Annotated in this window: 24 protein-coding genes; 13 read left to right on the top strand and 11 right to left on the bottom strand. The window is 71.7% G+C overall.

Annotated elements, in window-relative coordinates; genetic code table 11:
- Positions 1-9 precede the first annotated feature (9 nt).
- On the bottom strand, positions 10-237 hold the full coding sequence (locus tag AC0680_RS17675; RefSeq protein ID WP_384437254.1) for a 4Fe-4S dicluster domain-containing protein: 228 nt from the start codon (positions 235-237) through the stop codon (positions 10-12).
- A gap of 378 nt (positions 238-615) precedes the next feature.
- Between AC0680_RS17675 and AC0680_RS17680 the strand changes: the two genes are divergently transcribed.
- From AC0680_RS17680 to AC0680_RS17695, 4 genes are all read left to right on the top strand, one after another.
- Positions 616-1,509: a DMT family transporter gene (locus tag AC0680_RS17680; protein WP_478629398.1), complete on the top strand. Its 894-nt coding sequence runs from the start codon at positions 616-618 to the stop codon at positions 1,507-1,509.
- Positions 1,510-1,536: 27 nt separating this feature from the next.
- On the top strand, positions 1,537-1,890 hold the full coding sequence (locus tag AC0680_RS17685) for a PASTA domain-containing protein (protein ID WP_478629401.1): 354 nt from the start codon (positions 1,537-1,539) through the stop codon (positions 1,888-1,890).
- 309 nt (positions 1,891-2,199) lie between these two features.
- On the top strand, positions 2,200-4,785 hold the full coding sequence (locus AC0680_RS17690; protein ID WP_478629404.1) for an MFS transporter: 2,586 nt from the start codon (positions 2,200-2,202) through the stop codon (positions 4,783-4,785).
- Positions 4,786-4,928: 143 nt separating this feature from the next.
- Positions 4,929-6,392, top strand: a complete 1,464-nt coding sequence (locus AC0680_RS17695) for an SDR family NAD(P)-dependent oxidoreductase (protein WP_478629407.1) — start codon at positions 4,929-4,931, stop codon at positions 6,390-6,392.
- A gap of 15 nt (positions 6,393-6,407) precedes the next feature.
- Here AC0680_RS17695 and AC0680_RS17700 read toward each other — a convergent pair whose 3' ends face one another.
- A complete protein-coding gene (locus tag AC0680_RS17700) occupies positions 6,408-7,319 on the bottom strand; it encodes a LysR family transcriptional regulator (RefSeq protein ID WP_478629410.1) in 912 nt (303 codons plus the stop codon).
- A gap of 85 nt (positions 7,320-7,404) precedes the next feature.
- On the opposite strand from AC0680_RS17700, the gene AC0680_RS17705 reads away from it, so the two are divergent.
- Positions 7,405-8,022, top strand: a complete 618-nt coding sequence (locus tag AC0680_RS17705; protein ID WP_478629413.1) for a maleylpyruvate isomerase family mycothiol-dependent enzyme — start codon at positions 7,405-7,407, stop codon at positions 8,020-8,022.
- 18 nt (positions 8,023-8,040) lie between these two features.
- On the opposite strand, the gene AC0680_RS17710 is transcribed toward AC0680_RS17705, so the two are convergent.
- Positions 8,041-10,068, bottom strand: a complete 2,028-nt coding sequence (locus AC0680_RS17710; protein WP_478629416.1) for a M3 family metallopeptidase — start codon at positions 10,066-10,068, stop codon at positions 8,041-8,043.
- Positions 10,069-10,217: 149 nt separating this feature from the next.
- Between AC0680_RS17710 and AC0680_RS17715 the strand changes: the two genes are divergently transcribed.
- Both AC0680_RS17715 and AC0680_RS17720 read left to right on the top strand, forming a co-directional pair.
- Positions 10,218-10,652, top strand: a complete 435-nt coding sequence (locus tag AC0680_RS17715) for a CBS domain-containing protein (RefSeq protein WP_478629419.1) — start codon at positions 10,218-10,220, stop codon at positions 10,650-10,652.
- Between the two features lie 177 nt (positions 10,653-10,829).
- On the top strand, positions 10,830-11,369 hold the full coding sequence (locus tag AC0680_RS17720; protein ID WP_478629422.1) for an LppU/SCO3897 family protein: 540 nt from the start codon (positions 10,830-10,832) through the stop codon (positions 11,367-11,369).
- Positions 11,370-11,571: 202 nt separating this feature from the next.
- Here AC0680_RS17720 and AC0680_RS17725 read toward each other — a convergent pair whose 3' ends face one another.
- Positions 11,572-12,261, bottom strand: coding sequence for a transglycosylase family protein (locus AC0680_RS17725; RefSeq protein WP_478629425.1), 690 nt, complete (start codon positions 12,259-12,261; stop codon positions 11,572-11,574).
- Between the two features lie 826 nt (positions 12,262-13,087).
- Here AC0680_RS17725 and AC0680_RS17730 point away from each other — a divergent pair.
- From AC0680_RS17730 to AC0680_RS17740, 3 genes are read left to right on the top strand one after another with little or no spacing between them, the layout of a single operon-like run.
- Positions 13,088-13,375: a hypothetical protein gene (locus tag AC0680_RS17730; RefSeq protein ID WP_478629428.1), complete on the top strand. Its 288-nt coding sequence runs from the start codon at positions 13,088-13,090 to the stop codon at positions 13,373-13,375.
- Positions 13,372-13,914 (top strand): RNA polymerase sigma factor, encoded by a 543-nt coding sequence (locus AC0680_RS17735; protein ID WP_478629431.1) that lies wholly within the window; start codon positions 13,372-13,374, stop codon positions 13,912-13,914. The genes AC0680_RS17730 and AC0680_RS17735 overlap by 4 nt, the downstream gene beginning before the upstream one ends.
- The gene (locus AC0680_RS17740) at positions 13,911-14,573 is read left to right on the top strand and encodes a hypothetical protein (protein WP_478629433.1); all 663 of its coding nucleotides are present in this window, start codon (positions 13,911-13,913) and stop codon (positions 14,571-14,573) included. The genes AC0680_RS17735 and AC0680_RS17740 overlap by 4 nt, the downstream gene beginning before the upstream one ends.
- A 57-nt stretch (positions 14,574-14,630) precedes the next feature.
- On the opposite strand, the gene AC0680_RS17745 is transcribed toward AC0680_RS17740, so the two are convergent.
- Positions 14,631-15,143 (bottom strand): mycothiol transferase, encoded by a 513-nt coding sequence (locus AC0680_RS17745; protein ID WP_478629435.1) that lies wholly within the window; start codon positions 15,141-15,143, stop codon positions 14,631-14,633.
- Positions 15,144-15,415: 272 nt separating this feature from the next.
- Between AC0680_RS17745 and AC0680_RS17750 the strand changes: the two genes are divergently transcribed.
- Entirely contained in the window at positions 15,416-16,171 is a 756-nt protein-coding gene (locus tag AC0680_RS17750; protein WP_478629437.1) for a L,D-transpeptidase family protein, read from the top strand.
- A gap of 140 nt (positions 16,172-16,311) precedes the next feature.
- Here the strand turns inward: AC0680_RS17750 and AC0680_RS17755 are convergent, their stop codons facing one another.
- From AC0680_RS17755 to AC0680_RS17775, 5 genes are all read right to left on the bottom strand, one after another.
- Positions 16,312-16,815, bottom strand: a complete 504-nt coding sequence (locus tag AC0680_RS17755; RefSeq protein WP_478629438.1) for a C40 family peptidase — start codon at positions 16,813-16,815, stop codon at positions 16,312-16,314.
- Between the two features lie 99 nt (positions 16,816-16,914).
- Positions 16,915-19,209, bottom strand: coding sequence for a trehalose-6-phosphate synthase (locus AC0680_RS17760; protein WP_478629440.1), 2,295 nt, complete (start codon positions 19,207-19,209; stop codon positions 16,915-16,917).
- A 134-nt stretch (positions 19,210-19,343) separates the two neighbouring features.
- Positions 19,344-20,270: a carbohydrate kinase family protein gene (locus AC0680_RS17765; RefSeq protein ID WP_478629441.1), complete on the bottom strand. Its 927-nt coding sequence runs from the start codon at positions 20,268-20,270 to the stop codon at positions 19,344-19,346.
- A gap of 371 nt (positions 20,271-20,641) precedes the next feature.
- Complete coding sequence (locus AC0680_RS17770; protein ID WP_478629444.1) at positions 20,642-21,322, bottom strand: hypothetical protein; 681 nt, start codon at positions 21,320-21,322, stop codon at positions 20,642-20,644.
- A gap of 283 nt (positions 21,323-21,605) precedes the next feature.
- Positions 21,606-22,202 (bottom strand): TetR/AcrR family transcriptional regulator, encoded by a 597-nt coding sequence (locus tag AC0680_RS17775; RefSeq protein ID WP_478629446.1) that lies wholly within the window; start codon positions 22,200-22,202, stop codon positions 21,606-21,608.
- Positions 22,203-22,266: 64 nt separating this feature from the next.
- On the opposite strand from AC0680_RS17775, the gene AC0680_RS17780 reads away from it, so the two are divergent.
- Positions 22,267-23,025, top strand: coding sequence for an alpha/beta fold hydrolase (locus tag AC0680_RS17780; protein WP_478629448.1), 759 nt, complete (start codon positions 22,267-22,269; stop codon positions 23,023-23,025).
- 149 nt (positions 23,026-23,174) lie between these two features.
- Here the strand turns inward: AC0680_RS17780 and AC0680_RS17785 are convergent, their stop codons facing one another.
- Positions 23,175-23,906, bottom strand: a complete 732-nt coding sequence (locus AC0680_RS17785; protein ID WP_478629450.1) for a class I SAM-dependent methyltransferase — start codon at positions 23,904-23,906, stop codon at positions 23,175-23,177.
- A gap of 592 nt (positions 23,907-24,498) precedes the next feature.
- Between AC0680_RS17785 and rho the strand changes: the two genes are divergently transcribed.
- Positions 24,499-25,611: a transcription termination factor Rho gene (gene rho / locus AC0680_RS17790; RefSeq protein ID WP_478629738.1), complete on the top strand. Its 1,113-nt coding sequence runs from the start codon at positions 24,499-24,501 to the stop codon at positions 25,609-25,611.
- Positions 25,612-25,619 lie beyond the last annotated feature (8 nt).

The raw sequence follows: 25,619 nt of genomic DNA on the forward strand, positions 1-25,619 counted from the left end.
TGGTGCCTCTCATCGCAGCAGGTAGGGCATGTTGACGGTGACCGCGCCGGTGGGGCAGCGAGCGGCGCACGGCCCGCAGTACCAGCACTCGTCGACGTGCATGTACGCCTTGTTGCTGGCCGGGTCGATGGCGAGCGAGTCGAGCGGGCACATGTCGACGCAGAGGGTGCAGCCGTCGATGCACTTCGACTCGTCGATGGTCACGGGCACGTCGGCCCGTTGGGGTACCAGGGACATGGCGGTCTCCAAGGCGGGAACGGCAGGGGGCAGGGGGCAGGGGGAGCGGGGCGACGGGGCTCGGGCCGTGCGGCGCGGCCGGCCCCGCGAGCGCCGGCCGGCGCGGTCCGGACCGGCCTGCGGTGGACCATACCGAGGCATCCCGGGCAGTGGTGTTGCCGCAATGTTGCGCCACCCACGGCCCACGGGAAAGCGGCGCTGACCTGCTGTTTCGATCCTGCAGAGGGCAGCTGCGCCACCTCGGGCGCGGCGGCCGGGCGCACCGGACGCCGCCGTCCGGCGCAGTGCTCGCGGCCGTCGCACCCGTGTCGTCGGCCGGTCCCCGCCGCCGCCCCGCTAGCGTCGGCGGCGGGCAACGGCGCACGAGGAGGAGGACGCATGAGCGTATGGCTGTCCGTGCTGTTCGCGCTGTTCGCGGCGGCCAGCAACGGTCTGGCCACGGTGCTGCAGCGCCACGCCGCACGCACCATCCCGCTCTCCTCCAGGCTGCGCCTGGGCCTGCTCGTCGATCTGCTGCACCGCGCCGCCTGGCTCGGCGGGATGCTCGCGGTCATCGCCGCCGCCTGCTTCCAGGCGCTGGCGCTGTCGCAGGGCGCACTGTCGGTGGTCCAGCCGATCTGCGTCCTCGAACTGCCGCTGGCCCTGCTCATCGGACGGCTGATCCTCGGCGGAAGGATCTCGCGCGCCGGCTGGACCGGCGTGGCGCTGATCGTCGTCGGCCTGGGGTCCGCGCTCGCCGCCGCCGCGCCCACCGTCGGCACCGCCCGCGCCCCGTTCGGCCGCTGGGTACCCGCCCTGGTGGTCTGCGCCGCGGTGATCGCCGCGGCGGTCGGCGCCGCGCTGCGCCGGGGCGTGGGCGGCGTGCGGGCGGCCTGCTTCGCCGCGTCGGCCGCGATCGCCTACGCACTCACCGCGGCCCTGATGAAGGACGCCACCTACGCCTGGGAGACCGGTGGCCCCGGCGCGTTCTTCGCGTCCTGGCAGACCTACGGCTTCGCACTCGTCGGAGTACTGGCGCTGTTGCTCTACGGAAACGCCATGCAGTCCGGCCCGCTGACGGCCTCTCAGCCGGTGGACACGCTCGGCGAGGCGCTGGTGAGCCTGTCCCTGGGCGTCACCCTGTTCGACGAACGCATCCGGACCGGCTGGTGGCTGCTCCCCGAAGCGCTGGGCATGGCCCTGGTCCTGTGGGGCGCCCTGCTGCTCTCCCGAGTGGGACTGGCCCGGGACCTGGCGGGCGCCCAGGAGCAGCAGCCCGCGGCCCGCGAGTGACCGTTCCTCGGTAAAGATCGTTCCCCAGTGGTGAACGACAACCTCACCGCGAAGAACCGCACCGCAAGGACCCGCACCGCACAGGCCGGCACCGCCGCGGCCCTGGTCCTGTCCGCGCTGGCACTGGCCGGACTCGCCCACGCCGACGGACGCACCATGCCCGACGTGACCGGCCGGGGTCTGGTGGACGCCTTCCAGACGCTGGACTACGACACCGGCATCCGGTTCAGGGACGGCCGTGGCGCGGGCCGCCATGTGCTGTGGCCGGCCTCCTGGAAGGTCTGCGGCCAGCAGCCGGCACCGGGCACGCCCCTGAAGGGGCGGCAGATCACGCTGACCGTGGTCAAGGACGAGGAGCGGTGTGCGGCCGGCGCCGGGTGAACACCTCCGGCCGACCCCAACCACCCTTGCCTACTGGGGAGTTGGAGGTGTGGCGCACCGCCGGGGCGCCGCGGGCCCGCTAACCTTGGCACGTACAAGCAATGCGGGGCGGGGCGCCTTCGCACACCACCGCCGTCAGCGCGACACCGAACGGGCCGCGCTCCTTGATCCGTGGTCTCCATCCCGACGGCCGGGCCGAGCCGATCCGGCCGCCGGGCCGCCTCGACGAGGACAGGCAGAACGACACCACACACGGCCGGGTCCCGGGGGAGTCCAGGGCGCCGCCGTGGAGCAGGGAGAGATACGTACATGAGCACAGCCACCTCCCCACCTGAAGCCGGAGCCCGGGAGATACCCGGGCCGGGGGGCCTGCCGCACCGTCAGATCCTCACCATCCTCAGCGGCTTGATGCTGGGGATGTTCCTCGCCGCACTCGACCAGACCATCGTCAGCACCTCCATCCGGACCATCGCCGACGATCTGCACGGCCTGAGCCAGCAGGCCTGGGCGACCACCGCCTATCTGATCACCTCGACCATCGCCACCCCGCTCTACGGCAAACTGTCCGACCTGCACGGCCGCAAGCCGTACTACCTGGCCGCCATCAGCGTCTTCGTCGTGGGCTCGGTGCTGTGCACCTTCTCCACCTCGATGACCGGACTCGCCGCGTTCCGGGCGGTGCAGGGCCTGGGCGCCGGCGGCCTGATGTCGCTGGCGCTGGCGATCATCGGTGACATCGTCCCGCCTCGTGAACGCGCCCGGTACCAGGGCTACATGCTGGGCACCTTCGCGACCTCCAGCGTCGCCGGCCCGCTGATCGGAGGTGCCCTCGCCGGCCAGGACCAGCTGCTGGGAATCACCGGCTGGCGCTGGGTCTTCCTGGTCAACGTACCGATCGGCGTCATCGCGCTGTTCGTCGTCGCCAAGGTCCTCAACCTCCCGCACACCCGGCGCGACCACCGCATCGACTGGTGGGGGGCGCTCACCCTCTCCGTCGGCGTGGTCCCGCTGCTGCTCGTCGCCGAGCAGGGCCGGGAGTGGGGGTGGGACTCCTCCCGCGCCCTCGTCTGTTACGCCGTCGGCGCCGTCGGCATCATCGCCTGGATCCTCGTCGAGCGGCGGACCGGCGACGACGCGCTGATCCCGATGCGGCTGTTCCGCAACGGCACCTTCAGCACGATCAGCCTGTTGTCCGTGCTGATCGGCATGGGCATGTTCGGCGGGATGCTGCTGATCCCGCAGTACCTCCAGATCGTGAACGGCGCCAGCCCCACCACGTCGGGCCTGCAGATGCTCCCGCTGATGGCCGGCATGATCATCGCCTCGATCGCGTCGGGCCAGATCACCGCCAAGACCGGCCGCTACAAGGTCTTCCCGCTCGTCGGCACCGCGCTGATGGTCGCGGGGATGCTGCTCTTCCACCTCCGCGTCCAGTGGGACACCCCGCTGTGGGAGACCATGGCCTACATGCTGGTCTTCGGCCTCGGCCTGGGCGGCTGTCTGCAGAGCCTGGTGCTCGCCGTGCAGAACACGGTGCCGCCGCAGGACATGGGGGTGGCGACCGCCTCGTCCACGTTCTTCCGGCAGATGGGCGCCACGGCCGGTACCGCGGTCTTCCTGTCGGTGCTGTTCAGCACGGTCGGTGACAAGATCTCCGCGGCCTTCCGCAGCGCCGCGTCCACCGAGCGCTTCCAGGCCGCGCTGCACGACCCCGCCGTACTGCGCGACCCGGCCAACAAGCCCGTACTGGACACGCTGGGGCACCAGGGCAACGGCGACTCCTCCGGCGTGCTCAGCGATTCGTCGTTCATCCAGCACCTCGACCCGCGGCTCGCCGAGCCGTTCAAGCGCGGCTTCGCCGACTCGATGCACACCGTGTTCCTGATCGGCGCGGTCGTCGTCGCGCTGGCCTTCCTGCTGATGTGGTTCATCAAGGAGGTGCCGCTGCGGCAGGTGTCCGGGCTGCAGGCACGCGCGGAGGCGGAGGCCGCCGGCTCGGATGCCGCCGGCTCCGCGGACGCCGCGCCGGCGCGGGCCGAGCCCGCCGAGCCGGCCGACGCCCCGCCCGCCGGGCCCGCACCGACGCCCACCGAGCCCCCCGCGGCCACCGCGACCGGTACCGGCCCGGCCGGCCCGTCGCTCCACGGCACCGTACGGGACGGCGCCGGACGGCCGGTGGCGGACGCCGCCCTCACCCTGGTCGGCATCGACGGCCGGCAGCTCGGCCGTACCTCGACCGCGGCCGACGGCGGCTACACCGTGCCCGTGCCCGGCGCCGGCACCTATGTGCTGATCGCCTCCGCGGACGCCCGGCAGCCGCAGGCGGTGACCGTCGTGGTGGGCGGGCAACCCGCGCCCTACGACCTGACCCTCAGCGGCGCGGCGGGCCTGACCGGTGATGTCCGTACGGAGCGCGGCGACGACCCGGTGCCCGACGCGCTCGTCGTGGTCACCGACGTACGCGGCGAGGTCGTGGCCTCGGACCGGACCGGCCCGGACGGGGGCTTCGCCTTCGACGAACTGGCGCCGGGCGGCTACACCCTGGCCGTCAGCGCCGAGCACCACCGCCCGGCCGCCCTCCAGGCCGATGCGGCCGCCGGCAGCCGCAACCGGTACCGGGTCCGGCTCAGGCCGGGAGCCCGGCTCCGCGGCACCATCCGCACGGCGGACGGCGGCCCCGTGGACGACGCCCGGGTGACCCTGCTGGACCCGGCGGGCCATGTGGTGCGCACCACCACCAGTGACCGGGACGGCGCGTATGCCCTCACCGACCTCGACGGCGGCCCCTACACACTGATCGCCGGCGGCTATCCGCCGGTGGCCGCTTCGGTGAGGGTGGGAGCCGCCGGGCGGAGCGAGTGCGACATCGCGCTGGGGCACGACCCGGTGACCTGACGCCGGGCGGCCGACCGCGCCGCGGGCCCGGTGCCGGACCGGCGCCGGGCCCGCACCGGTTTGGCGGACGCGTCCCCGCCTACGTACAGTTCCGCCGAAGCACGAAAAATAGAACGTACGATCCCAGGAAAGCGGCAGCGGCGATGACGGTGACCGAAACAGGCCGGGCCGATGGCGCGGGTATCGACTCGGAGCGGATGGCGGTCTGCCTGAGCGTGCTCGAAGAGCTGGACGCGCTGCCGCTGGACCACCCCGACGCGATCGCCATACGCCGCGCCACCGCGGGCATCTACCGCAAGGTCAAGCAGCGCCGGAGGCAGGAGCGCCGGGCGGCGAAGACGGCCAACGACAAGGCGGTCACCGCGGCCACGGCCACCGGAGCGCCCGACCGGATCGACGACGAGACCCAGGGCCTGGCCCTCACCAGCTCCGTGACCACGGAGATCGCCGGAATCCTGCAGCGCCCCCGGTCCTGCTACACCTGCAAGTCCCGCTACACCGAGGTCGACGCGTTCTACCACCAGCTCTGCCGGCCCTGCGCCCAGGAGAACCGGGCCCGCCGCGACGCCCGTACGGACCTCACCGGCCGGCGCGCGCTGCTCACCGGCGGGCGGGCCAAGATCGGCATGTACATCGCGCTCCGGCTGCTGCGCGACGGCGCCCACACCACGATCACCACCCGCTTCCCGAACGACGCCGTCCGCCGGTTCAAGGCGATGCCGGACAGCGCGGAGTGGCTGCACCGGCTGAAGATCGTCGGAATCGACCTGCGCGACCCGGCCCAGGTCATCGCGCTCGCCGACGAGGTGAGCGCACAGGGCCCGCTCGACATCCTGATCAACAACGCCGCGCAGACCGTGCGCCGCTCGCCCGAGGCGTACGGGCAGCTGCTCGCCGCCGAGTCGGCTCCGCTGCCCGCCGGCGAGCTGCCGGCCTCCCTGGTCCTGGGCAACTTCGGCAGCGGCGCCCCCGCGGCGCTGCCCGCCGCCTCGGCGGCCGGGCACGGCGGGCTGACCGCCGAGGACGTCACCGCCCTCGCCCTGACCACCGGCTCCGCCTCGCCGGCCCGCATCGAGGCGGGCACCGCGATCGACGCCGGCGGGCTCGTCCCGGACCTGCACGCGACCAACAGCTGGATCCAGAAGGTGGACGAGGTCGACCCGGTCGAGCTCCTGGAAGTCCAGCTGTGCAATATGACCGCGCCGTTCCTGCTGGTCAGCCGGCTGCGCCCGGCGATGGCCGCGGCCGCCGCACGCCGTAAGTACGTGGTCAACGTCTCCGCGATGGAAGGCCAGTTCAGCCGCGGCTACAAGGGCGCCGGCCACCCCCACACCAACATGGCCAAGGCTGCGCTGAACATGCTCACCCGCACCAGCGCCCGGGAGATGCTGGAGACCGACGGCATCCTGATGACCGCCGTGGACACCGGCTGGATCACCGACGAGCGCCCGCACCCCGACAAGATGCGCCTGGCCGAGGAGGGCTTCCACGCCCCGCTCGACCTGGTCGACGGCGCCGCCCGGGTGTACGACCCGATCGTCCGCGGCGAACTCGGCGAGGACCTCTTCGGCTGCTTCCTCAAGGACTACGCGCCGGCCGCCTGGTGAGCCGGCGCCCGCGCCTCAACCGGGCGCGGGCAGCGCGCGGCGCAGCCGCTCCAGCAGCGCCCTGGCCGCCGGGCCGGCCGGTCCCCGCGTCCGCCAGGCCAGCGCGACCCGGCCGCGCGGCCGCGGCCCGGTGATCGCCAGCGTACGCAGCCCCACCTCCGCCGCCGCCTGCGCCGGCAGCGCCGGGATCACCGCCACGCCCAGACCGCGGGCGGCCAGCTGCGCCAGCACCTGCGGGGCGGCCGCCTCGAAGGCGATCCGGGGCCGGATACCCGCCTGTGCGCAAGCCCGCTCAAGGACACCGCGCAGGCCGGTACCGCGCGGCAGGCTGATCAACGGGCGGTCGCCCAGCGCGGCCAGCGGGACGCTGCTGCGATCCGGGGGCGCAAGGAGGGGATCGTCCGGCGCGACGGCGGCGACGAGCGGCACATCGATCAGGATCTGCAGGGAGATGCCCTGCGGGGGCGCCTCCTCCGCGAGGCCGATCACCGCGATGTCGAGTGCGCCGGCGTGCAGCGCGGCGAGCATCCGCTCCGAGTTGTCCTCGGTGAGCGAGATCTCCACCTCGGGGTGGTCGTCGTGGAAGTCGGCGAGCAGGGCGGGCACGTCGAAGGCGCCGATGACGGCGCCGGACAGCAGGCCGATCGCCACCCGGCCGCGCAGCAGGCCGGTGAACTCGTCCACGGTGGAGCGGATCCCCTCGACGGCGGCGAGCGCTGCCCGCGCGTACGCGAGCACCGCCTCGCCCACCTCCGTCACCGTCACCGAACGGCCGGAGCGGTCCAGCAGCGGCTGACCGAGCTCCCGTTCCAACTGCCGGATCTGGGCGCTCACCCCGGGCTGCGCCAGATGCAGACGGGCCGCGGCGCGGGTGAAGCTCGCCTCCTCCACCACCGCGACGAAGTACTGCAACTGCCGGAGTTCCATGGTGCGAGATTCTAGAACCAGTGGTTATGGAGCGCAGAATCACCAGCTCTTGGACTTATGGCTCAAGGAACAAGATCCTTGGAGCATGGACATCAAAGCGGCGATTGCGGCCGAACGCCGGGAACTCGCGGACATGTTGGCGGGGCTGACGGACAGCCAGTGGGAGGCGCCCACCCTGTGTGCGGGCTGGCGGGTGCGGGAGGTCGCGGCCCACATGTCGATGGGATTCCGCTACTCGTTCCCGAAGGTGGCCGCCGAACTCGTCAAGGCGGGCGGCAGCATCAACAAGGTGGCCGACCGGCTCGCCCGCAGGGACGCCGCCGACGCGTCGACGGACGAACTCGTCGCCTTCCTCCGCGACAACGCCCACCACCCCTGGAAGCCGCCGGTCGGCGGGCTCGCCTCCGCACTGGGCCATGACGTGGTGCACGGCCTCGACATCACCGTCGCCCTCGGCCTCGACCGCCGGGTCCCCGAAGACTGGGTGCGCCTCCTCCTGGAGAACGTCACCCCCAGATCCGCCAGGTTCTTCGGGGCCGACCTCAGCGGCGTCGCACTGCGCGCCGACGACCTCGACTGGTCCTTCGGCGCCGGTGCCCCACTGTCCGGCGCCGCCCAGGACCTGCTGCTGGTCGCCTTCGGCCGCAAGCTCCCCGCCGGACGCCTCCGGGGGGAGCGGCAGGCCCGGTTCGAAGCCCGCTGAGGCGCCGTCCGGGCCCGCTCAGCCGGTCAGACCGTGCCGGGCCAGCAGCGGCCCGATCTCCGGATCGCGTCCCACCACCGCGCGGAAGGCCGCCATGGGATCGACGCTGCCGCCCTTGGCGAGGAGTTCCCGGCGGAAGATCTCACCGCTCTCGCGGACCGTCCGGCCGTTCTCGCGGAACCAGCGCACGGCATCGGCGTCCAGCACCTCCGCCCAGCGGTAGCCGTAATACCCCGCCGCGTACCCGCTGCTGAAGATGTGGGCGAAGTAGCCGGTGCGATAGCGCGGCGGGATCGCGGCCACGGCGAGACCCGAGCGCTCCAGCGCGGCCGCCTCGAACGCCTCCGCGTCGCCGTCGCCCGGCAGGTCGCCGTCGGCGGACAGGGTGTGCCAGGACCAGTCCAGCACCGCGGCGGCCTGGTGCTCCACCATCCGGAAGCCGGCGCCGAAGTTCTCCGCCTCGCGCAGACGGGCCGGCAGGCCGGCCGGCATCGGCTCTCCCGTCGCGTGGTGCCGGGCGTAGCGGGCCAGCACCTCGGGCCGGTCCGCCCAGACCTCGTTGACCTGCGAGGGGAACTCGACGAAATCGCGCGGCACCTGCAGACCGGACAGCAGCGGATAGCGGACGTCGGAGAACAGGCCGTGCAGCGCGTGCCCGAACTCGTGGAACAGCGTGGTGACTTCGCTCCAGGTCATGAGCACCGGCTCGCCCTCCGGGGGCTTGGCGATGTTCAGGTTGTTGACCACCACGGGCCGCTGGTCCAGCAGATGGGACTGCAGCACCAGAGAGTCCATCCACGCGCCGCCCCGCTTGGACTCGCGGGCGTGGAAGTCGCCGATGTACAGCCCGAGCGGGCCGCCGTCGGCGTCGCGCACCTCGAAGACCCGGGCGTCCGGGTGGTACGCCACCAGATCGGGGCGCTCGGTCAGGGTGATCCCGTAGACCAGCTCCGCGGCGTGGAAGACCCCGTCGCGCAGCACCCGCTCCAGCTCCAGGTAGGGCCGCAGCGCGGCCGCGTCCAGGTCGAACCGCTCCTTGCGGACCCGCTCGGCGTAGTACTGCCAGTCGGCGGCGCCGATCCGCGCGACGCCGGCGGCCTCGGCCAGGGCCGCGGCCTCGCGCTCGGCGCTGGCGACGGCGGGGGCGGCCAACCGGTCGAACATGTCCTCGACGGCGCCGGTGGTGCCGGCGGTCCGGTCGGCGATCTCCCAGGCCGCGTGGCTGGGGAAGCCGAGCAGGGCGGCACGCTCGGCGCGCAGCCTGGCCAGCGCGACGGCGACCGGGCCGTTGCGCTCGCCGCCGCGGCGCAGTGAGGCAGCGAGCAGGCGCGCACGCAGCTCGGGGCTGTCGAGCGCGGCGAGCTCGGTCTGGTTCGAGAAGTTCTTCAGGCCGAGCACGAACTTGCCCTTGTGTCCGAGCGCGTGGGCGTTCTCCGCGGCGGCGGCGATCTGGTCCGGCGGCAGACCGGCCAGCTCCTCGGCGTGGTCCAGCACCAGCGCGGCGCGGGCGGTGTCCTCGCGCAGATTCCTGCGGAACTCGGTGCTCCGGGAGGCGATCTCGGTGTTCAGCTCGCGCAGCCGCCGTTGCTGCTCCGGCGCGAGGCGTGCGCCGGCCCGCACCCGCAGGGAGTGGTGGCGCTCCAGCAGCCGCAGCTGCTCCGCGTCCAGCCCGAGGCGCTCGCGCTGCTCGAAGACCGTCTCCATCCGGGCGAACAGAGCGGAGTCGAGCAGCAGCGCATCGTCGTGGGCGGCCAGCCGGGGCGCGAGCTCGGCCTCCAGTGCCTGGATCTCCTCGTCGGTGTCCGCCGCCGCCTTGGTGGCGAACGCCCGCCGGACCCGGCCCAGGAGCGCACCGCTGCGCTCGATCGCCTCCACGGTGTTCTCGAAGGTCGCCGGGTCGGCGCGGCTTCCGATCGCCGCCACCTCCGCCAACTGGTCGGCCATTCCGCGTGCGAAGGCCGGCAGATAGTGCTCGTGCCGGATCCGCGCGAAGGGCGGCAGCTCGTAGGGCAGGTCACTCGGTTCGAAGAAAGGGTTCGTCGGCATCACGGGCGTCGACCCTATGCCCGGGGGCGGCGCCCGGTCCGGCAGTCGCCGAACACGGTCCGCCGGGCCCTGCCCCGGGAAGCGTCGTTGGGCCATCCGTGGTGTCATCGAAGGCGAGGCAAGCAACGCTCCTTAAGCCAGGAGGAACCATGGCCGGCAAACTGCGAGCCCGAGACATCATGACCGGCGGCGTGCGCTGCGTGGGTGCGCATGAATCGCTCTACGACGCGTCCAAGATGATGCGCGATCTCGACGTCGGATGCCTGCCCATCTGCGGTGACAACAACAAGCTCATGGGCATGATCACCGACCGCGACATCGTCGTCACCTGTTGTGCGGAAGGAGTGGACCCGGCGTCCGTGCAGGCCGGTTCCCTGGGCGGGGAACTGCACTGGATCGACGCCGACGCGGACGCCACCAAGGTCCTGGAGATCATGGAGAACAACCACATCAAGCGCCTGCCGGTGATCGACGTCAAGGGCGGCCACCGCCTGATCGGAATGATCACCGAGGCCAACCTCGCCAAGAACCTCAACGACAAGCAGATCGCGGAGTTCGCGACCCGCGTCTACGCGACCGCCTGACGGTCGCCCTCCTGCACACCCTGGCGCACCGGTGCGCTGGAGCCGGGAGCGCTCCGGCCCGGCGCGCCGTCCGGGCGCGGGGGACCGCCTGACCGGCGGCCGACTGACGGCAGGTAACCTGCATCGGTCAACAACGCGTTGACGTCATCGTGCAGTCAACCATGGGGGACCTCAGTCGTGTCCGCACCGCCGCCCTACCAGAACCAGCCGCCGCAGCAGCCCTACGGGTATCCGCAGCAGCAGCCGTACGGGCAGCAGCAGCCACCGCAGCCTTACGGCCAGCAGCCGCAGCAGCACCCGTACCCGCAGCAGCCGGGCGGGCCCCAGCGGCCGCCGCAGCGGCAGGCGAGTCCGCTGCGGGGGCTGATCACCGCCGTCGTCGTGCTGGCGGTCTTCGGCGGCGGGGCCTGGTACGTGTGGGACTACAACACCAACCCCAACGGCGGCAAGGCCAAGGCGGAGGCCTCGGCGTCCGCGCGGGCCGAGGAGAACAAGAAGTACTCCCCGCAGACCGGTGACTGCGTCGACATGCAGGGCACCGACGACGCTCCGCGGCCGTTGGTCGTCGACTGCGGTTCCGCCCAGGCCGAGTACAAGACCGGGGACCGGCTGTACGGTGCCGGCCAGAAGTGCGGGCCGCAGTACGACGCCAGCATCGTGTTCACGGGCTCGCGCTCTCGCAGCGGCAACTACACGCTCTGCTTCACCAAGGTCTGACGCTTCGTCCAGCCCGCATCCGCACCGGGTCCGCTCGCGCGGGCAGGCCGTCCGCGGCGCCACGGACGGCCTGCAACCCACCGCTGGGGAATACCCGGGTATTCCGTAACGGGTTTCGGATCGGGCTTCGAAAAGGGGTTTCGAAGCGGTTCTACGGTGCGCTCAGTTCGTGTCCGCCGGCCGCTTTCCGGTCAATTGGTGCTCAGCGGGAGCTGTTTCGCGGCACGGCCAGTCGCGTGCCGGGGTAAATGAGGTCCGGATTCGCGCCGATCACCCCGCGGTTCAGCCGGTGGAATTGCTGCCAGTGGCAGCCGAATTCCTGCGCGATACCGCTCAGCGTGTCCCCGGTGTTGACGACGACGGTGGTGCCGCTGCGCTGCGGACGCGGCTTGTACCGCTTCTGGTGGAACTGCGGGTGCGGCAGCCGCTGGCGAGCCGGCGGCTGGGCCCGGTGCTGCGGGGCGGGGCGCGGGGTGGTGACCCGCGGGGCGGTGTGCCGCGAGGCCGAGTTGAGTCCGAGCCGGGCCGAGCAGGCGGGCCACGCACCCCACCCCTGCCGGGCCAGCACCCGTTCCGCCACGTGGATCTGCTGGGCCCGGGTCGCCTGCGCCGCTCGTACCCCGTACGCCCGGCCGCCGAACGAGCGCCAGGTGGAGTGGGCGAGCTGCAGCCCTCCGGAGAACCCGTTCCCGGTATCGATACGCCAGTTGCCTCCGCTCTCGCACCCGGCCAGGCGGTCCCACGTCCCGCCTGCCGCCGCCTCGGCCGGCTGCTCGGCCGCCATGTTCAGCGCGCCGGCCGCCAGCAGTACGGCTGCTGCCGTGATGCCTCGGACCCCGTAGCCCCGGAATTCATTCCGGGCGGTCGATTCCGATACCTGCGGAAATTCCATGCGTTTGCTCCCGTCGCTTGCCGCGCAGTTCCCTGGCGGCCATTCAGGAAACGTGACGCCTTGGCGGAAATCGCGTTCGAGCGGTGCCCCGACCGCGATTTCCGTGCGGCGCCATGAATTCGACGGGGATGAGACAACCACGCACCGAGTTCGCATCGGCAGAGCGCGCGGTAGCGCCGTCGCCGCTCGGTCTGCCCCCTTGCCTCCGGAGCACGGGCATGCCTGCCCACGGCGCACCCGCTCTGACGGGCAGGGGCGCACCCCTCAGGCCGTAGGCGCATGCCCCACCGGGTCGGGGGGATCGTTCACCCGCTGCGGGGGTGTCCGCCGAGCGCACCCGGGGCACTTGGTGCATGCGCTGCGCAGGTCCGCACGCACCGCGCACGGACCTCTGGGCAGTGCAACGGCTCGTCCCGCCCTGGCGCGGCGGTGCAACAACCCATCCCGCCAGGGCAGTTCGGAGCGGCCCCGGCCGGGACGCCAGGGGCGGGGCGAAAGCCGTGGGGCCCGCGCCGGCCGCCGCGGGGGGTGCGGTGCCCGCCCCGGACGCCCCGTGAGGTCGGCGCCGAGCGTGAACCGCCCCCTCTCGAACAGGAGTTACCCACCATTAAACCTCCCGTCAATGTGGCATTGATCACTCCGAGGGGAGGAATGCGCAGGTCGGACCCACAGTGTGCAATTGATCGATCACTTTCTGCTGATTATGTGCGCAGCCTGATTAACCCTGAGGGCCCCTCTCGTCGGTGAGAGGGGCAGGAACGCATCGCACGTTCCGCCCCACCCGCAACGACGCGGGTGGCAGCAACTCTCATGAAGGGAGGGCTTCGTGGAGCACTTGGGGCATTCATGGCCCTGGTACGCGCTGGCACTGGTCGGCGTCTACCGGTTGACCGCCACAGGACTCGACGCCCTTGTCCGCCGTGTGGTCCGCACCGCCTCGCAGGCCCGTGCCGAGCACCACCGTGCCGTCACCACCGCCCGTGCCACCGCCGTGCCACCACCACACGGCACCCCCCTCCAGGGCCGCTCGCGACGCGGCGGCGCGCTCCCTGACGCCGGCATCGCGTCCGCGCCGCTGCCGCCGACCGGCCACCCCTGTGAGGAGGCCCGGTGAACGAGCACTCCCCCCTGGCCAGCCCGACCGATCTGCCGCTCGATTTCGAGGTCTTCTTCCAGCGCGAACAAAAGGCGCTCCTCGCCATCGCCGCCTCCCGCCTCAGGGACCGCCGCGACGCGGAGGAGGCCACCTTGGAAGCCGGTTGCCGCATGTACAGCAAGTGGGAGCGCATCCTGGCCCACGTCAACCCGAAAGCCATGACGTACACCATCCTCAACGGCGTCATCTCCGACTTCTACCGCCGCGAGGTCCGCAACAGCCGGGTACAGCCCTTCGCCGACCCGCCCGACACCTCCTACCTCCAGGAGCTGCGCAGCTGCGAAGCGCTCGACCTCGCCCTGGACGAGCTGGAGTCCACCGCGCCCCTGCAGGCCAACTCCGTACGCCTGCGCCACCTCGCGGGGCTGTCGTACGACCAGATCGCCGAGCGGCTGGGCACCACCCCCGGGGCCGCGAAGGTCAGCACCAGCGTCGGACTGCAGCGACTCAAAGAGATCATGACGAACGGTTCCTGCGGGGACGGAGAGGACGCGTGATGCTCGAAGACCTGCTACGACGCCAAGCCGAGGCCCTCGACGCCGAGTTCGCCGATCACGACCCGGCGGCCTTCACCCGGCGCCTGGCCGCCCGCATCACCGACGGCACCGCCCGCGAACCCGAGCCCGTCACCCGCGGCACGGTCGGCGGCATCCGCCCCACCCCCGTGCGTCCGACCGCGGTCCGCGGCCGCCGGCGCCGCCGTCCGACCCCCATCCTCGCCGCGCCCGTCCCGTCCGCCGCCGTCCTCGCGGAGGCCCGGCGGCTGTGCAACGTCGTGCTGCGCTCCAAGGACATCGACACCCTCGGCGCGTTCGCCGCCGACTACGACGCGGCCGGCGCGAGAACCTTCGCCTGTCTCCTCTACACCCTCGACAAGTGGGACAGTGCGCTGTACTGGTGGCGCTTCGCGGCCGGCGCCGGCGACGAGCTCGCCGCCCACCTGCTGGCCGTGCACCACGCCGCGGTCGGCCGCACCACCGACGCCCGGCTGTGGCGCGCGATCGCCCGGATGATGGGCTTCACGCCCGGCCTCCACCTGCCCGTCCCCGTCCGCGGTACCTCCGAACTGGCCCAGGGCTTCGCCCGCACCTGGGACCGCAGCCTGCAGACGTTCCTCCAGCAGAACCAGCTGCCCCGCGGGCTCGTCACGCAGTGAGCACCCGCGGGCGCGGTCCGGCGGGCGCGCCATGCCCGCCGGACGGCGGCCTGCCGTTCAGCGACCGAGCAGGCCGCGCACGTACGCCGCCTGGCCGGCGTGCTGCAGATCGTCGGCGATGACGCTGATCAGCCGGACGCCCAGCGTGACGGGCGGCGACCAGGCACGGTCGACGACGCGCTTGAGGTCCTTGTCCTCGATCCCGGCGAGGTACTGCACGGTGTTGTCGTGGACCGCTTCGTGGTAGCCGGTCAGCAGCTGCGCACTGAGGTCCTGCACCGCCGCCACCTCCTTGCGGGAGTGGCCGTATCCGGTGTCGTCGGCCGTGAACGGCAGCCCGAAGCGCTCGTACCAGTCGTCCGAGATCCAGATCTGCTCCGCCTCGGCCGCGCCGGCCACATGATCGTCCTGGATCCTGGTCAGGTGCCAGACCAGCCAGCCGATCGAATTGGCGGCGTCGTCGGGGCGCTCGTCGAGCTCCTCGGGGCTGAGCCCGCTGACCACTTCCTCGACGACCTCCCGGATGCGGCCGAAGGCATCGACGAGCAGTTCTGCGCTGGCGGCGGTCATACGGGCTCCTTTGCGGCGACGGGCGGAGGGCGTCAGCCCCGGCGGCGCGCCCATGGTCGCAAGGGAAGCGAAGGAATGGTGGGAGGCTGATCCGTCGGCGCGAGCGTCCGGAGCAAGGGCCGCGCCGTCGCCAGGGACGGACCGCGACGGGCACCGGGACGGGGCCGGGTCGGGGCCGGGGTGGCGCCCTGCCTGACCGGATATGATGTACGCCGTTATTTCGGGTCGGTCACGCCTGCAACCGACAGGTCGGGCGAACAGTCATACCCGGCATGAAACCACGACTGAAACTGCGGCAGCGGGTGAACCTCAGCAGACGGCAGCGGTCCGGCTCCGGCCGCCGGGTGGGCGCGGCGCTCGCCCTCACCGCGCTGACCCTGCCGCTGACGGCGGCCTTCGGCTCCACCGCCCAGGCCGCCACCGCCGCGTCCGCCTGCACCGCGAGCCGCGGCCCCTACCAGAAGCAGGCCGAGAAGTTCCTCGGCCTGCGGGTCGACGGCAGGCAGTCGGCCGCCGACTGCCGCGCGATCCGCGCCTTCCAGACCAGCCACGGCATCACCCCGAACATCGGCTACGCCGGTCCCGTCACCTGGGGCGTGATGAGCCTGGTCGCACAGCAGAAGGCGGCCGGCCACAACCCGAACAAATCCAGCAAATGCCCCACCAATCGCGGGCGAATAGCCTGTGTCGACCTGACCCGCCAGCTCAGCTGGATACAGGACGGGTCGAGGCTGGTGTTCGGGCCGGTCCCGATCCGCAGCGGCCGCGACGGCTACGAGACCCGCACCGGCGCCAAGAACATCTACTGGCGCAACCTGCACCATGTCTCGACGCTGTACGACGTCCCCATGCCCTACAGCCAGTTCTTCGACGGCGGTCAGGCCTTCCACTCCATCAGCGGCAGCGTCTGGTCGGCTCCCGGCTCGCACGGCTGCGTCAACATGCGCGGCAATGACGCGAAGAAGTACTGGTCCCTGCTGAAGAACGGCGACGACGTCTACGTCTACGGCCGCAAGTCCGGTACCTGATCACCGGGCACGCACGACGGGCGAGGGCGACCGAGGACGACGAGCAAGGGGCGCCGGTCCAGCGGCCGGATGGATGGCTCCGGCGCCCCGGACGCACCGCCCCCGCCCTCGTGCCGCCCCTCTCCTCGGCTCCGGCGGCGTCAGCGGCCCAGCAGGTTGTACAGCGCCATCGGCGTCACGTACCCGGGCCACCGCCCGTCGGCGAACAGGTGCACGCCGGCGTCCAGATAGCACTGGTCGACGAGCTGGGAGCAGATCATGTGCCGGCTGCTGGCGATATAGCGCCGCAGCCCCGGAACGGGCACCCGCAACCGGTGCGTGGCGATCGCGAGGTAGTCGAGGAAGCTGTACGGCACCCCGACGTAGCGGGAGGCTGCCGCGCAGATGCCGGCGCGCTGCTGCTCCGTGAGCCCCTTCGGGCACACATAGAGCACGTCGTCGTCGGCGTAGTCCGCGAGCGGCCGGATGCGCGACCCGCCGGGCTGGGCTTCGAGCAGCCGCTCGTCGGGCAGGACCAGGAAGGCGTGCTGGTAGTCGGCGAAACCGTCGCCGTTGATCCACTGTCCGAAGCGGATCAACCGGCCGGTGACGCCGGAGATCTGGGTGAGTCCGATGTCGCCGGGCTGGGGATGGGTGTGCCTCATGAGCGGCTCCCGGGAGCGCAAGAATGCGGATTCCCCAGGGTGATACCCGCTGTTCGGGCGCTCGCACCGCGCTCTTTCGAGGCACGATGGGGGAGCGGCTCAGCGCATGAAGGCCTCCTCCGGACTCGCCGCACTCGCCGCGCTCGGTCCGCTCGCCGCACCCGTCGCCTTGACCGTCTCCCTCGGCGGCCGTGGGATGGCGCCGATGATCTGGCGGGCCCAGCGGGCGGGCGTCTGGTCGTCGAGGAGGGCGGCGAGCCGGGTGATGTGGGTCAGGCGCTCCGAAGGCGTCATGGTCAGTGCGCGGTGCAGGGTGCCGACGAGGTCCCGGGGGGAGCGCGGGTCGGTGAGCAGGGCGACGGCTCCCAGTTGGGAGGCCGCTCCGGTGTGGCGGGAGAGGACGAGCACCCCGGACCGGCCGGTGGCGGCATGACTGGCGATGAACTCCTTGGCGGTCAGGTTCATACCGTCCTGCAGGGACGTCACCCAGAACACATCCGCTGCCAGGTAGTGGTCGACCACCTCGCCGAAGGACAGGGCGCGGGGGAGGTACTCGACCGGCTCCCAACCGCCGGTGCGCCAGCGGTCGTTGAGGCCCGCGATGGCGCGCTCCAGGGCGGCGCGGGTGCCGTCGTGCACGCGGATGCCCGGTTCGGGCGGCGGGCACACCAGTCGGAACCTCAACTTCCCGCATAATTCGGGGTGTTGGGAGAGTAGGATCGCGACGGCCCGGACCTTTTCGAGCGGCGCCTTGGCGTAGTCGAGTCGCTCCACCGACAGGATCAGGGCCGGCCCCGGCCGCGCCGCCGGCACCCGGCGCGTACGGGCCAGCTCCTCGACGGCCCGCCGGTCGATGCCCAGGGGGTGGACGCCGGTACGCGGTGCCCGACGGGCCCCGGCCAGCGCCTGCCGGAAGTGGCCGGCGAACTCGGCGGTGTGGAAGCCGGCCCAGTCCAGGCAGGCGAGGGAGTCGCGGAGCTGCTCGGCGGTGGGAATGCGCGCGAAGGCGTCCGGCGGCGGGAACGGCGTGTGGTGGAACAGCCCCAGGTGCAGATCGGGCCGCGTCGCGCGCAGGATGCCGGGCACGAGCCAGAGGTTGTAGTCGTGCAGCCAGACCGTGGCGCCGCGCGCCGCGTGGGCGCTCACATGGTCGGCGAAGCGCGCGTTGAACGTCTCGTAGTGCCGCCAGGCCGAGGCGCTGTAGCGCATCCGGTCGGGCTGGGACATCAGCGCCGGCCAGAGCGTCTCCTTGCACGCGCGGTGGAAGTACTCCGTCCACTCGGCGGCGGCCACCGGGAGGAACGCCAGCGGCAGACCGGTCCCGTGCGCGGGACCCGGACGGGCGGACGCGCCGGGAGGGATGGCCAAGGCGCCCTCGCCGCCGCGCGGCCCGGCACCGCCGTCGTACGCGACACCGCCCGTGCCCTGCGTGACCTCGACCCTGCCCTGCGGGGCGTCGTCCCCGACCAGCGCCGTGGCCCAGACGGCATCGGGACCGTCGGGGCTGAACAGCCCCTGCAGCGTGGGCAGCACGCCGTTCGGGCTCAGGGGCTGTTGCCACTGCCCGTCGGCCCATCGCACCGGCGGACGGTGATAGCCGACCACGAGGGGACGAGCACGCTCGATCCAGCCCAGGCTCTCCAACGCGGACAGGATGCCGGCCGCCCCCGGACGGTCCGGCCGGTGGACGTCGGCGCGGTCGGGGAGCCGCTCCCGGAGTGCGGCTTCCGCATTGCTCATGAGCACGCCCCGTGCGCCGAGCTGGAACAGCGACAGGTCGTTGAGCGAGTCCCCGGCCACGAGGACCGAGTCCATGCGCCACCGCTGCCGACGGGCGAGCAGCGCCAGGGCGTTGCCCTTGCTGGCCCGGGCCGGCAGGACGTCGAAGTAGCGGCCTGCCGAGTACGTCCATCCGCAACCCAGCTCCCGCACCGCGTCGGTGATCGCCTCGGAGAGCTGCTCGGGACGCAGGAAGAACGAGCAGCGGCCCTCCTGGACCACCCCGTCCTGATAGACGAGTTCGGGAAAGCGCGCCAACCGCTCCCGTACGCTCCGCTGCCCCGGCCAGCCGTGACGCAGCCGGTCCTGCAACGGGCCGACGCAGGTGCGGTCCCTCCCGTCGATCACGCTCGCGCCGACGTCCGCGATGATCCACCGGGGAGAGGGGACGAGCGGATCGGCGCACACGATCCCTTCGACGGACGGCAGTGAGCGGCCGGTCGCGAACACCACGGTCAGTTCCGGGTGCCGGTCGAGCGCCTGGCGCAGCCGCCGGCGGTCCGTGCGGTCGCCGCCCAGCAGCGTGCCGTCCAGATCGGTGACCAGCACCCGGTCACCGGGACCCGCGGCCGACGGCCCGCGCGCAGCCTGCTCGTCCGACTCCAGCGCTGCCATGTTTCCCCCGTTGTGGTCGGGCGCGTCTCCGCGGTACGGGTCGGTACTCCGGCGGGGCGGGTCTGTACTCCGCCGAGCAGTTCTGCTCCGAGCGGCTCCGTGCGGCCCGTGTGCGCCGTACGAAGACGGCCGCGCTACGTCGCCAGGCGCGCCAGCCACCGTTCGAGCCCGGCCGCGTCCAGCGCGGCGCCCGAACCGGCCGCGGTGACGGACGCCGCCCCGCAGACGACTCCGGCGGCCAGACACTCGGCGAGCGTCCCGCCCGCGAGGCGGCGATGGACGAAGCCCACGTTGAAGCAGTCCCCCGCGCCAGTGGTGTCCACCACGTCCACCGGCAGCGACGGCTGCGCGATCCGTACACCGTCCTGCGCGGCCACCGCGCCCCTGCTGTCCTGCTTGATCACCACGGTGCGCACCAACCCCGCGAGCACCTCCAGCGCGTCGTCGACGGATCCGGTCCCGGTCACCCGCAGGGCCTCCGTGGCGTTGGGCGCGAAGACGGCGACCTGCCCGAGCGCCTTGGCCACCTCGGGGACGTCGACGCTGCCGGCGTAGTCCTGGCAGTCCATGAACACCTCCGCCCCCACTCGTGCGGCGGCGTCCAGGGCCTTGGACACCGCCGGTCCGTACTGCAGGAACGGCAGCATCACCAGCGTCGGCCGGTAGGTCTCGATCAGCTGCGCCAGCGGAGGGGCGACGACCGGTTCCTCGTACGAGACCATCGCCCGGTCACCGGGCCGTGACAACGCGGTCGTCACATTGGGCAGCGGTCGCGCATGGCGCCGAAAGCCCCGCTCGTCCAGCCCCTCGTCCCGTGCCGCCGCGAGCACCTCCAGGCTGAACGGGTCATTGCCGAAGTCCGCCGCCCAGACGACCTCGCGCCCCAGCCGCCGCAGCCCCATGGCCAGGGTGAACGCCCCGCCGGGCACCATGCTGAAGCCCTCGGCCCACACTTCCTTGCCGTACGCAACGGGTCCCGTCAGCCCCCGGTACACAAGATCGACCGAGTACGCCCCGGCCACCAGCACCCGGTCGCCGGCCACGTCCTGCCCATGCGTCATGGCGGGACTGTAGGCACAACACGCAGCGCGTCGGGCCGACAACCCTGGGAGATGGCCGAAATGACGGCACTTCAGCTCCCCGTAACGCCACGGTCGGCCAAAACACCCCTCCCGGCGCCCTCACGACGAGCCGTGCCCTCGGGTGGCGGCACAGCGCCCCGGCGTGGGTGCCCACGTGGCGGGCGAAGGGCCGGTTCGGATGCGCCGGGTCATGGAAGCCGATGGCCGCCGCGACCTCGGTGGTCGCCTCACCGCCCAGCTCAAGGACGTCCTGCCCGGGGAACCTCCCGGCCCCATGGGGTGGGCCGGGAGGCACCGGGCTGGCTGCTCGGCCGGCCGCGCCCACCGTCAGACGGCCGCGACTGCCGAGATCAGCGCTTCACGACGAACGCCCGGCCCTTCTTCGCGTCGGCCGAGCAGGAACCCTTCTCCGACGCGGTCATCTTGCGGGTCTTGACCGTGACCGCGTTGCTCTGCCCGTCCGTCCCGTTGGGTGCGGGGCCCGTGACGGTGTCCGGCACGAACCAGTAGTAGTGCCCCCACTTGGGGCTGTCGTAATGGGTCTGCCAGGTACCCGAGACGGTCTGCATGACCTGTGCACGGGAGATCCAGCCCACCTCGCCGGGCTTCACCGTCATGTTCAGGGAGCTGTTCTCGGTGTGCGAACTCGACCAGGTGTGACTGTACGTCGCGGTCACGCTCAGGTCGATCAGACCGGCGATCTTCCCGCCGGCGGTGACCGAGACTCCGGCGCTGTCCGTCGAACCCACCGTGTCCGCCCAGCCCATCGACTGCGTGGCGTCCGAAGTGCTGCAGTTGTAAAGGGAGTTGGAGACCTGCCGGAAGTCCCCGAGGTACGCCTTGCCGAGCGTCGGCTCGTTGAAGCTGCACTTCCCCTCGCCGGAGGCGCAGTCGGCTATGAGCTGCTCCCGGGTGGGGCCGTCGTCTGCGGCAGCGGGTACGGTCATTGCTGCGACCAGTCCCAGTGCGGCCGTCGACAGCGCCATCAGCCGGCTCCCGTACCGGATCGTTCTGCCGTTCCTCTTCGTCATCTTGGTGTTGCCTCTCGTGCTTCTCGCCCATTTCACACACGGCACATGGAAGCGACTGTTCCGGGTGGAGTGTGGTGCATGTCGCGTCCGCCGCTGTTGCGTTCGAGACTGGAGTGAAAGTTGATTCAACTACACCAAGAGTCGGTAAAGTTGTAGTTGATGGCGAAACAGTCCCTTTAGGGGGAATCGAAACGGAGGCTGCGTCAGTTTTCTGGCGGGTCTCGCGCAGGTCCTCCGCGGGCTCTCTTCGGGGCCCCTCGGGGTCTCTTCGGGCCTTCTTCTCTCATCGCCGGGCAGTCGACGCGCCGTTGAGGACGGTACTCACGGCGCGTGAGACGAAGTCGTTCTCCACCGGGAGCTGCCGCAGTACGACGCGGAGCCAGGCGGCCCCGGCCAGCAGGTCCACCAGCAGCATCGGGTCGGCGTCCGCCGCGAGTTCGCCGCGGGCGACGGCGCGGTCGAAGACGGGTCGCTCGCGGTCGATCCGATCGGCGAAGAAGTCGCGCACATGGCCGGCGAGTTCGGGGCTGTGGGTGACCGCGCCCAGTGCGGAGACGGCGATGTCGGAGCCCGGTGGAGCGGTCAGCAAGGTCACCACCGTGCGCAGCAGTGCCTCCAGGTCGCCTCGGAGGCTGCCGGTGTCGGGGAGTTCGACGTCGAGCCGGCTGGCGCCCGTGAGTGCGGCGCCCAGGAGCGCCCCCTTCGACGGCCACCAGCGGTAGATCGTGGTCTTGTTGACCCCGGACCGCTGCGCGACTCCCTCGACGGTCAGGCCCTCGTAGCCCTTCTCCGCGAGCAGGTCCAGTGTGGCATCGAAGATCTCCGGTGCCTTGCGCGGGCCGCCGCTTCGTCGCGTTCCGCCGTGTCGTTCCTCGCTCATGAGGGAAGGTTAGCATCGAGAAACAACGCAACGTTGCGTTGCATTTGCGGTAGCGTGCCGGGGCATGGAGACCAATGAACCCGCGCTGCCCGTCGTCTTCGTGCACGGCACGCGCGTCAGCAGCACGATGTGGCGACCCGTTGTCCATGCCATCGGAACCCGCCACCCCGTGGCGGCACCTGACCTACCGGGCCATGGAGCCAGGCGCGGCGAGAAGTTCACCCTGCCCGGCGCCGTGGCGGCAGTGGCCGAGGCGGTGGATCGACTCGGCGGCCGCGCCGTGGTGGCGGGGCTGTCCCTGGGCGGTTACGTCGCGATGGCCACGGCTGCCGGACACCCGGACCGGGTGGCGGGCCTGGTGGCGATGGGCTGTACGGCCCTGCCACGCGGACCGTTCGGCGCCGTGTACCGGGGAGCGGCACGCGCGGCGGCCAGGTATCCGGAAGAGGCCAACCGCCTCAGCGCGTTCGCGTTCCGTCACGGGCTGCCCGGCCCCCTGGGGCGAGCGATGGCCGCGGGCGGTCTGAGCTGCGAGACCGTGCCGGACGTCGTCGCCGCCGTCCGCGAGCTTGACCCGCTCGCGACGCTGTCGGCGTATCCGGGTCCGGTATGGCTGGTGAACGGCGAACGCGACCACTTCCGCCGCGACGAACGCCGCTTCCTTCGCGCCTGTCGAGACGGTCGCCTCATCGTCCGGCCAGGGTGTGGGCACCTCACGCTCCTCGCGGACGCGACGGCGGTGGCCCGGCAGGTCATGGACGCGGCGGCGGTCGTCACGGCTCGGGCGGAGGGCGCCGGTACACCGTCGACGACTGGACGGTGAGGTGCCGCCGGCCCTTGCGACGGTGAGGTGCCCGCCGGCCCTTGGGCGGTGACATGCCCCCGGCACTCGGGTGGCGACCTGCCTGCCGGCCCCTGGACGGCGATGCTCCGGTCGCCAGTGGCCGATGCGGTGCAGGTGCCCGTCCGGTCTCACCCGCGCCGGGTGGCCACCACCAACCGGCACCGAGGGCTGCCATCGGGACGCAGGTCCGGCTCCGGCAGTGCGTGCAACTGCACTGCGAAGCCGGTCCGGGCCAGCTCCGCCCGTACGTCGGCGAGCCGGAACGCCCGGTAGTACATGACGAAGGGCGGACGCCACAGCGCATTGCGGACCCGCATCGCCGTATCGAACGCCAGGAGCGTCCAGTAGGCCGGCGACCCCGGGCGGGGCGGCGCGCCGACCGGGAAGACGAACCGTCCGCCGGGGCGCAGCACGGAGTGGACCTGCGCGAACAGCCCCGGCCGCTCCCGGGGCAGGAAATGCCCGAACGCGCCGAAACTCACGACGAGATCGAAGACCGGGCCGAACGGAAGGGCCCGCGCATCCGCCCGTACCCAGTCGATGCGCGGCGCGGTCGCGGCCGGCTGTTCACGGGCACGGCCCACGGCGAGCATGCCGGCGCTGATGTCGACCCCCGTGACCCGCTCCCGGCACACCTGCCGCAGTACGCCCATCCCCGCGCCCGTACCGCAGCACAGGTCGAGGCCGCTGTCGAACGGCCCCAGCCTCAGCAGCGCCCGTGACACGGGAGTCAGCACCGACTGCGGTGTCCGGAACGGGGTGTGGTCGAATTTCGGAGCGAGCAGGTCATAGCCGTGCTCGACGGAGGACAGCGCCTGAACGGCGAGTTCACGGAACGTGGGGCCCTGGGGTGCGAACATCGCGTTCAGCATAGGCTCATCCGCGGTCCGCGAGGCCGGGTGAGGTACCGAGAAGTATCGAAGGCCTGTCTGCCCGTCCGCGTCGAGTGCTACAGTGCGTTCGGAGCGCACTTGTGTTCGCCGCGATGACGGCGCCGGTGCCCGGCTCATCTCTGCGACCCCATCACCATCGCATCGGTTCATCCCTGCCCGTCTCTCTTCGCAGTGCGTTCGTGACGGATCCGTGTCGCCGCTGCGCCCTTGGTTCGTCTGTCCGGACCGGCGACGGCGGTCAGCTCCGGTTCTCCGCCCGGCACTGGCAGAACTCGGTTTCTGCGCCGGGCAGCAGCATCACCCTCACCATCTCTCTCCGGCCGCGGGTTTCCTGCCCGCCCGTGGGGCGTGAAGACGCCGCCCCCTACCTGCCGGATTCCTTCGTACCGCCCTACCGCGTACTCATCTCCATACGTCCCGAGAGGACACCGTGACCACCACCAAAACCAAGCACACGAAGCACACCACACACACGGATCACGCCACGAACACCACTCACTCCGCCGACCCCACCCACTCGACCGACTCGACCCGCTCGACGACTGTGGTCGATTCCCGAATCGACATCGCCACGCCGGCCGCCGGGATCCTGGATATCGCGAACGAGCGGCAGGAATTCGGCTTGCTTCGTGCGGAAGGATTCCTCGCCTCACCCGTGGACGTTCGCGTGCCCGCTGCACTGATCCGCAAGAACGGCCTGCGCAAAGGTGACTTCGTCGTGGGCTGGTGCGGCCGCCCGCGGACGCTCACCGAGGTCGAGACCGTCAACGGCCGCCCACCAGGAGAATTGCGGGGCCGACCGCACTTCCGCGATCTCACGCCGCTGCATCCACGACACCGGATACGCCTCGAAAGCCCGCATGGCGGCCTGGCATCGCGCATCGTCGACCTGATCGCCCCGGTCGGCAAGGGGCAGCGCGGGCTCATCGTCGCCCCGCCGAAGACCGGCAAGACGGTTCTGCTGCAACAGCTGGCCGCCGCCGTCGCCGACAATCACCCCGAATGCCGGCTGATGGTCGTCCTGGTCGACGAACGGCCCGAGGAGGTCACCGAAATGCGTCGTCGCGTACGCGGTGAGGTGCTCGCCTCCACTTTCGACCGATCGCCGAAAGAGCACATCGCGCTCGCCGAACTGGCCGTGGAACGCGCGAAACGACTCGTCGAGCACGGAACGGATGTCGTCGTCCTCATGGATTCCCTGACCCGTCTCTGCCGGGCGCACAACAATGCCGCAGCATCGGGGGGTCGCACGCTGAGCGGAGGTGTGGACGCGGCCGCGCTGTACGGTCCCAAGCGGCTCTTCGGGGCCGCGCGCCTCGCGGAGGAGGGCGGTTCGCTGACCATCCTCGCCACCGCTTTGGTGGAGACCGGCTCCCGGGCCGACGACTACTACTTCGAGGAATTGAAGGGCACCGGAAACCTGGAACTCCGCCTGGACCGCGCACTCGCGGGAAAGCGGATCTACCCAGCGGTCAATGTCACCGCCTCCGGCACCCGTCGCGAGGAACTGCTGCTCACCGCAGCCGAGTTGACGGCCGCGCGTCGACTGCGGAGGGTCCTCCAAACCGGCGATGGGTCGGCGAAATGGGAGACTTTGCTGGAGAAGCTGCGACACGCCCCGGACAATGCGACCTTCCTGCGCCAGGTGCAGGCCACCCTTCCGGACGTATGACCGACCGG

Source organism: Streptomyces sp. NPDC043738 (genome assembly GCF_056436545.1).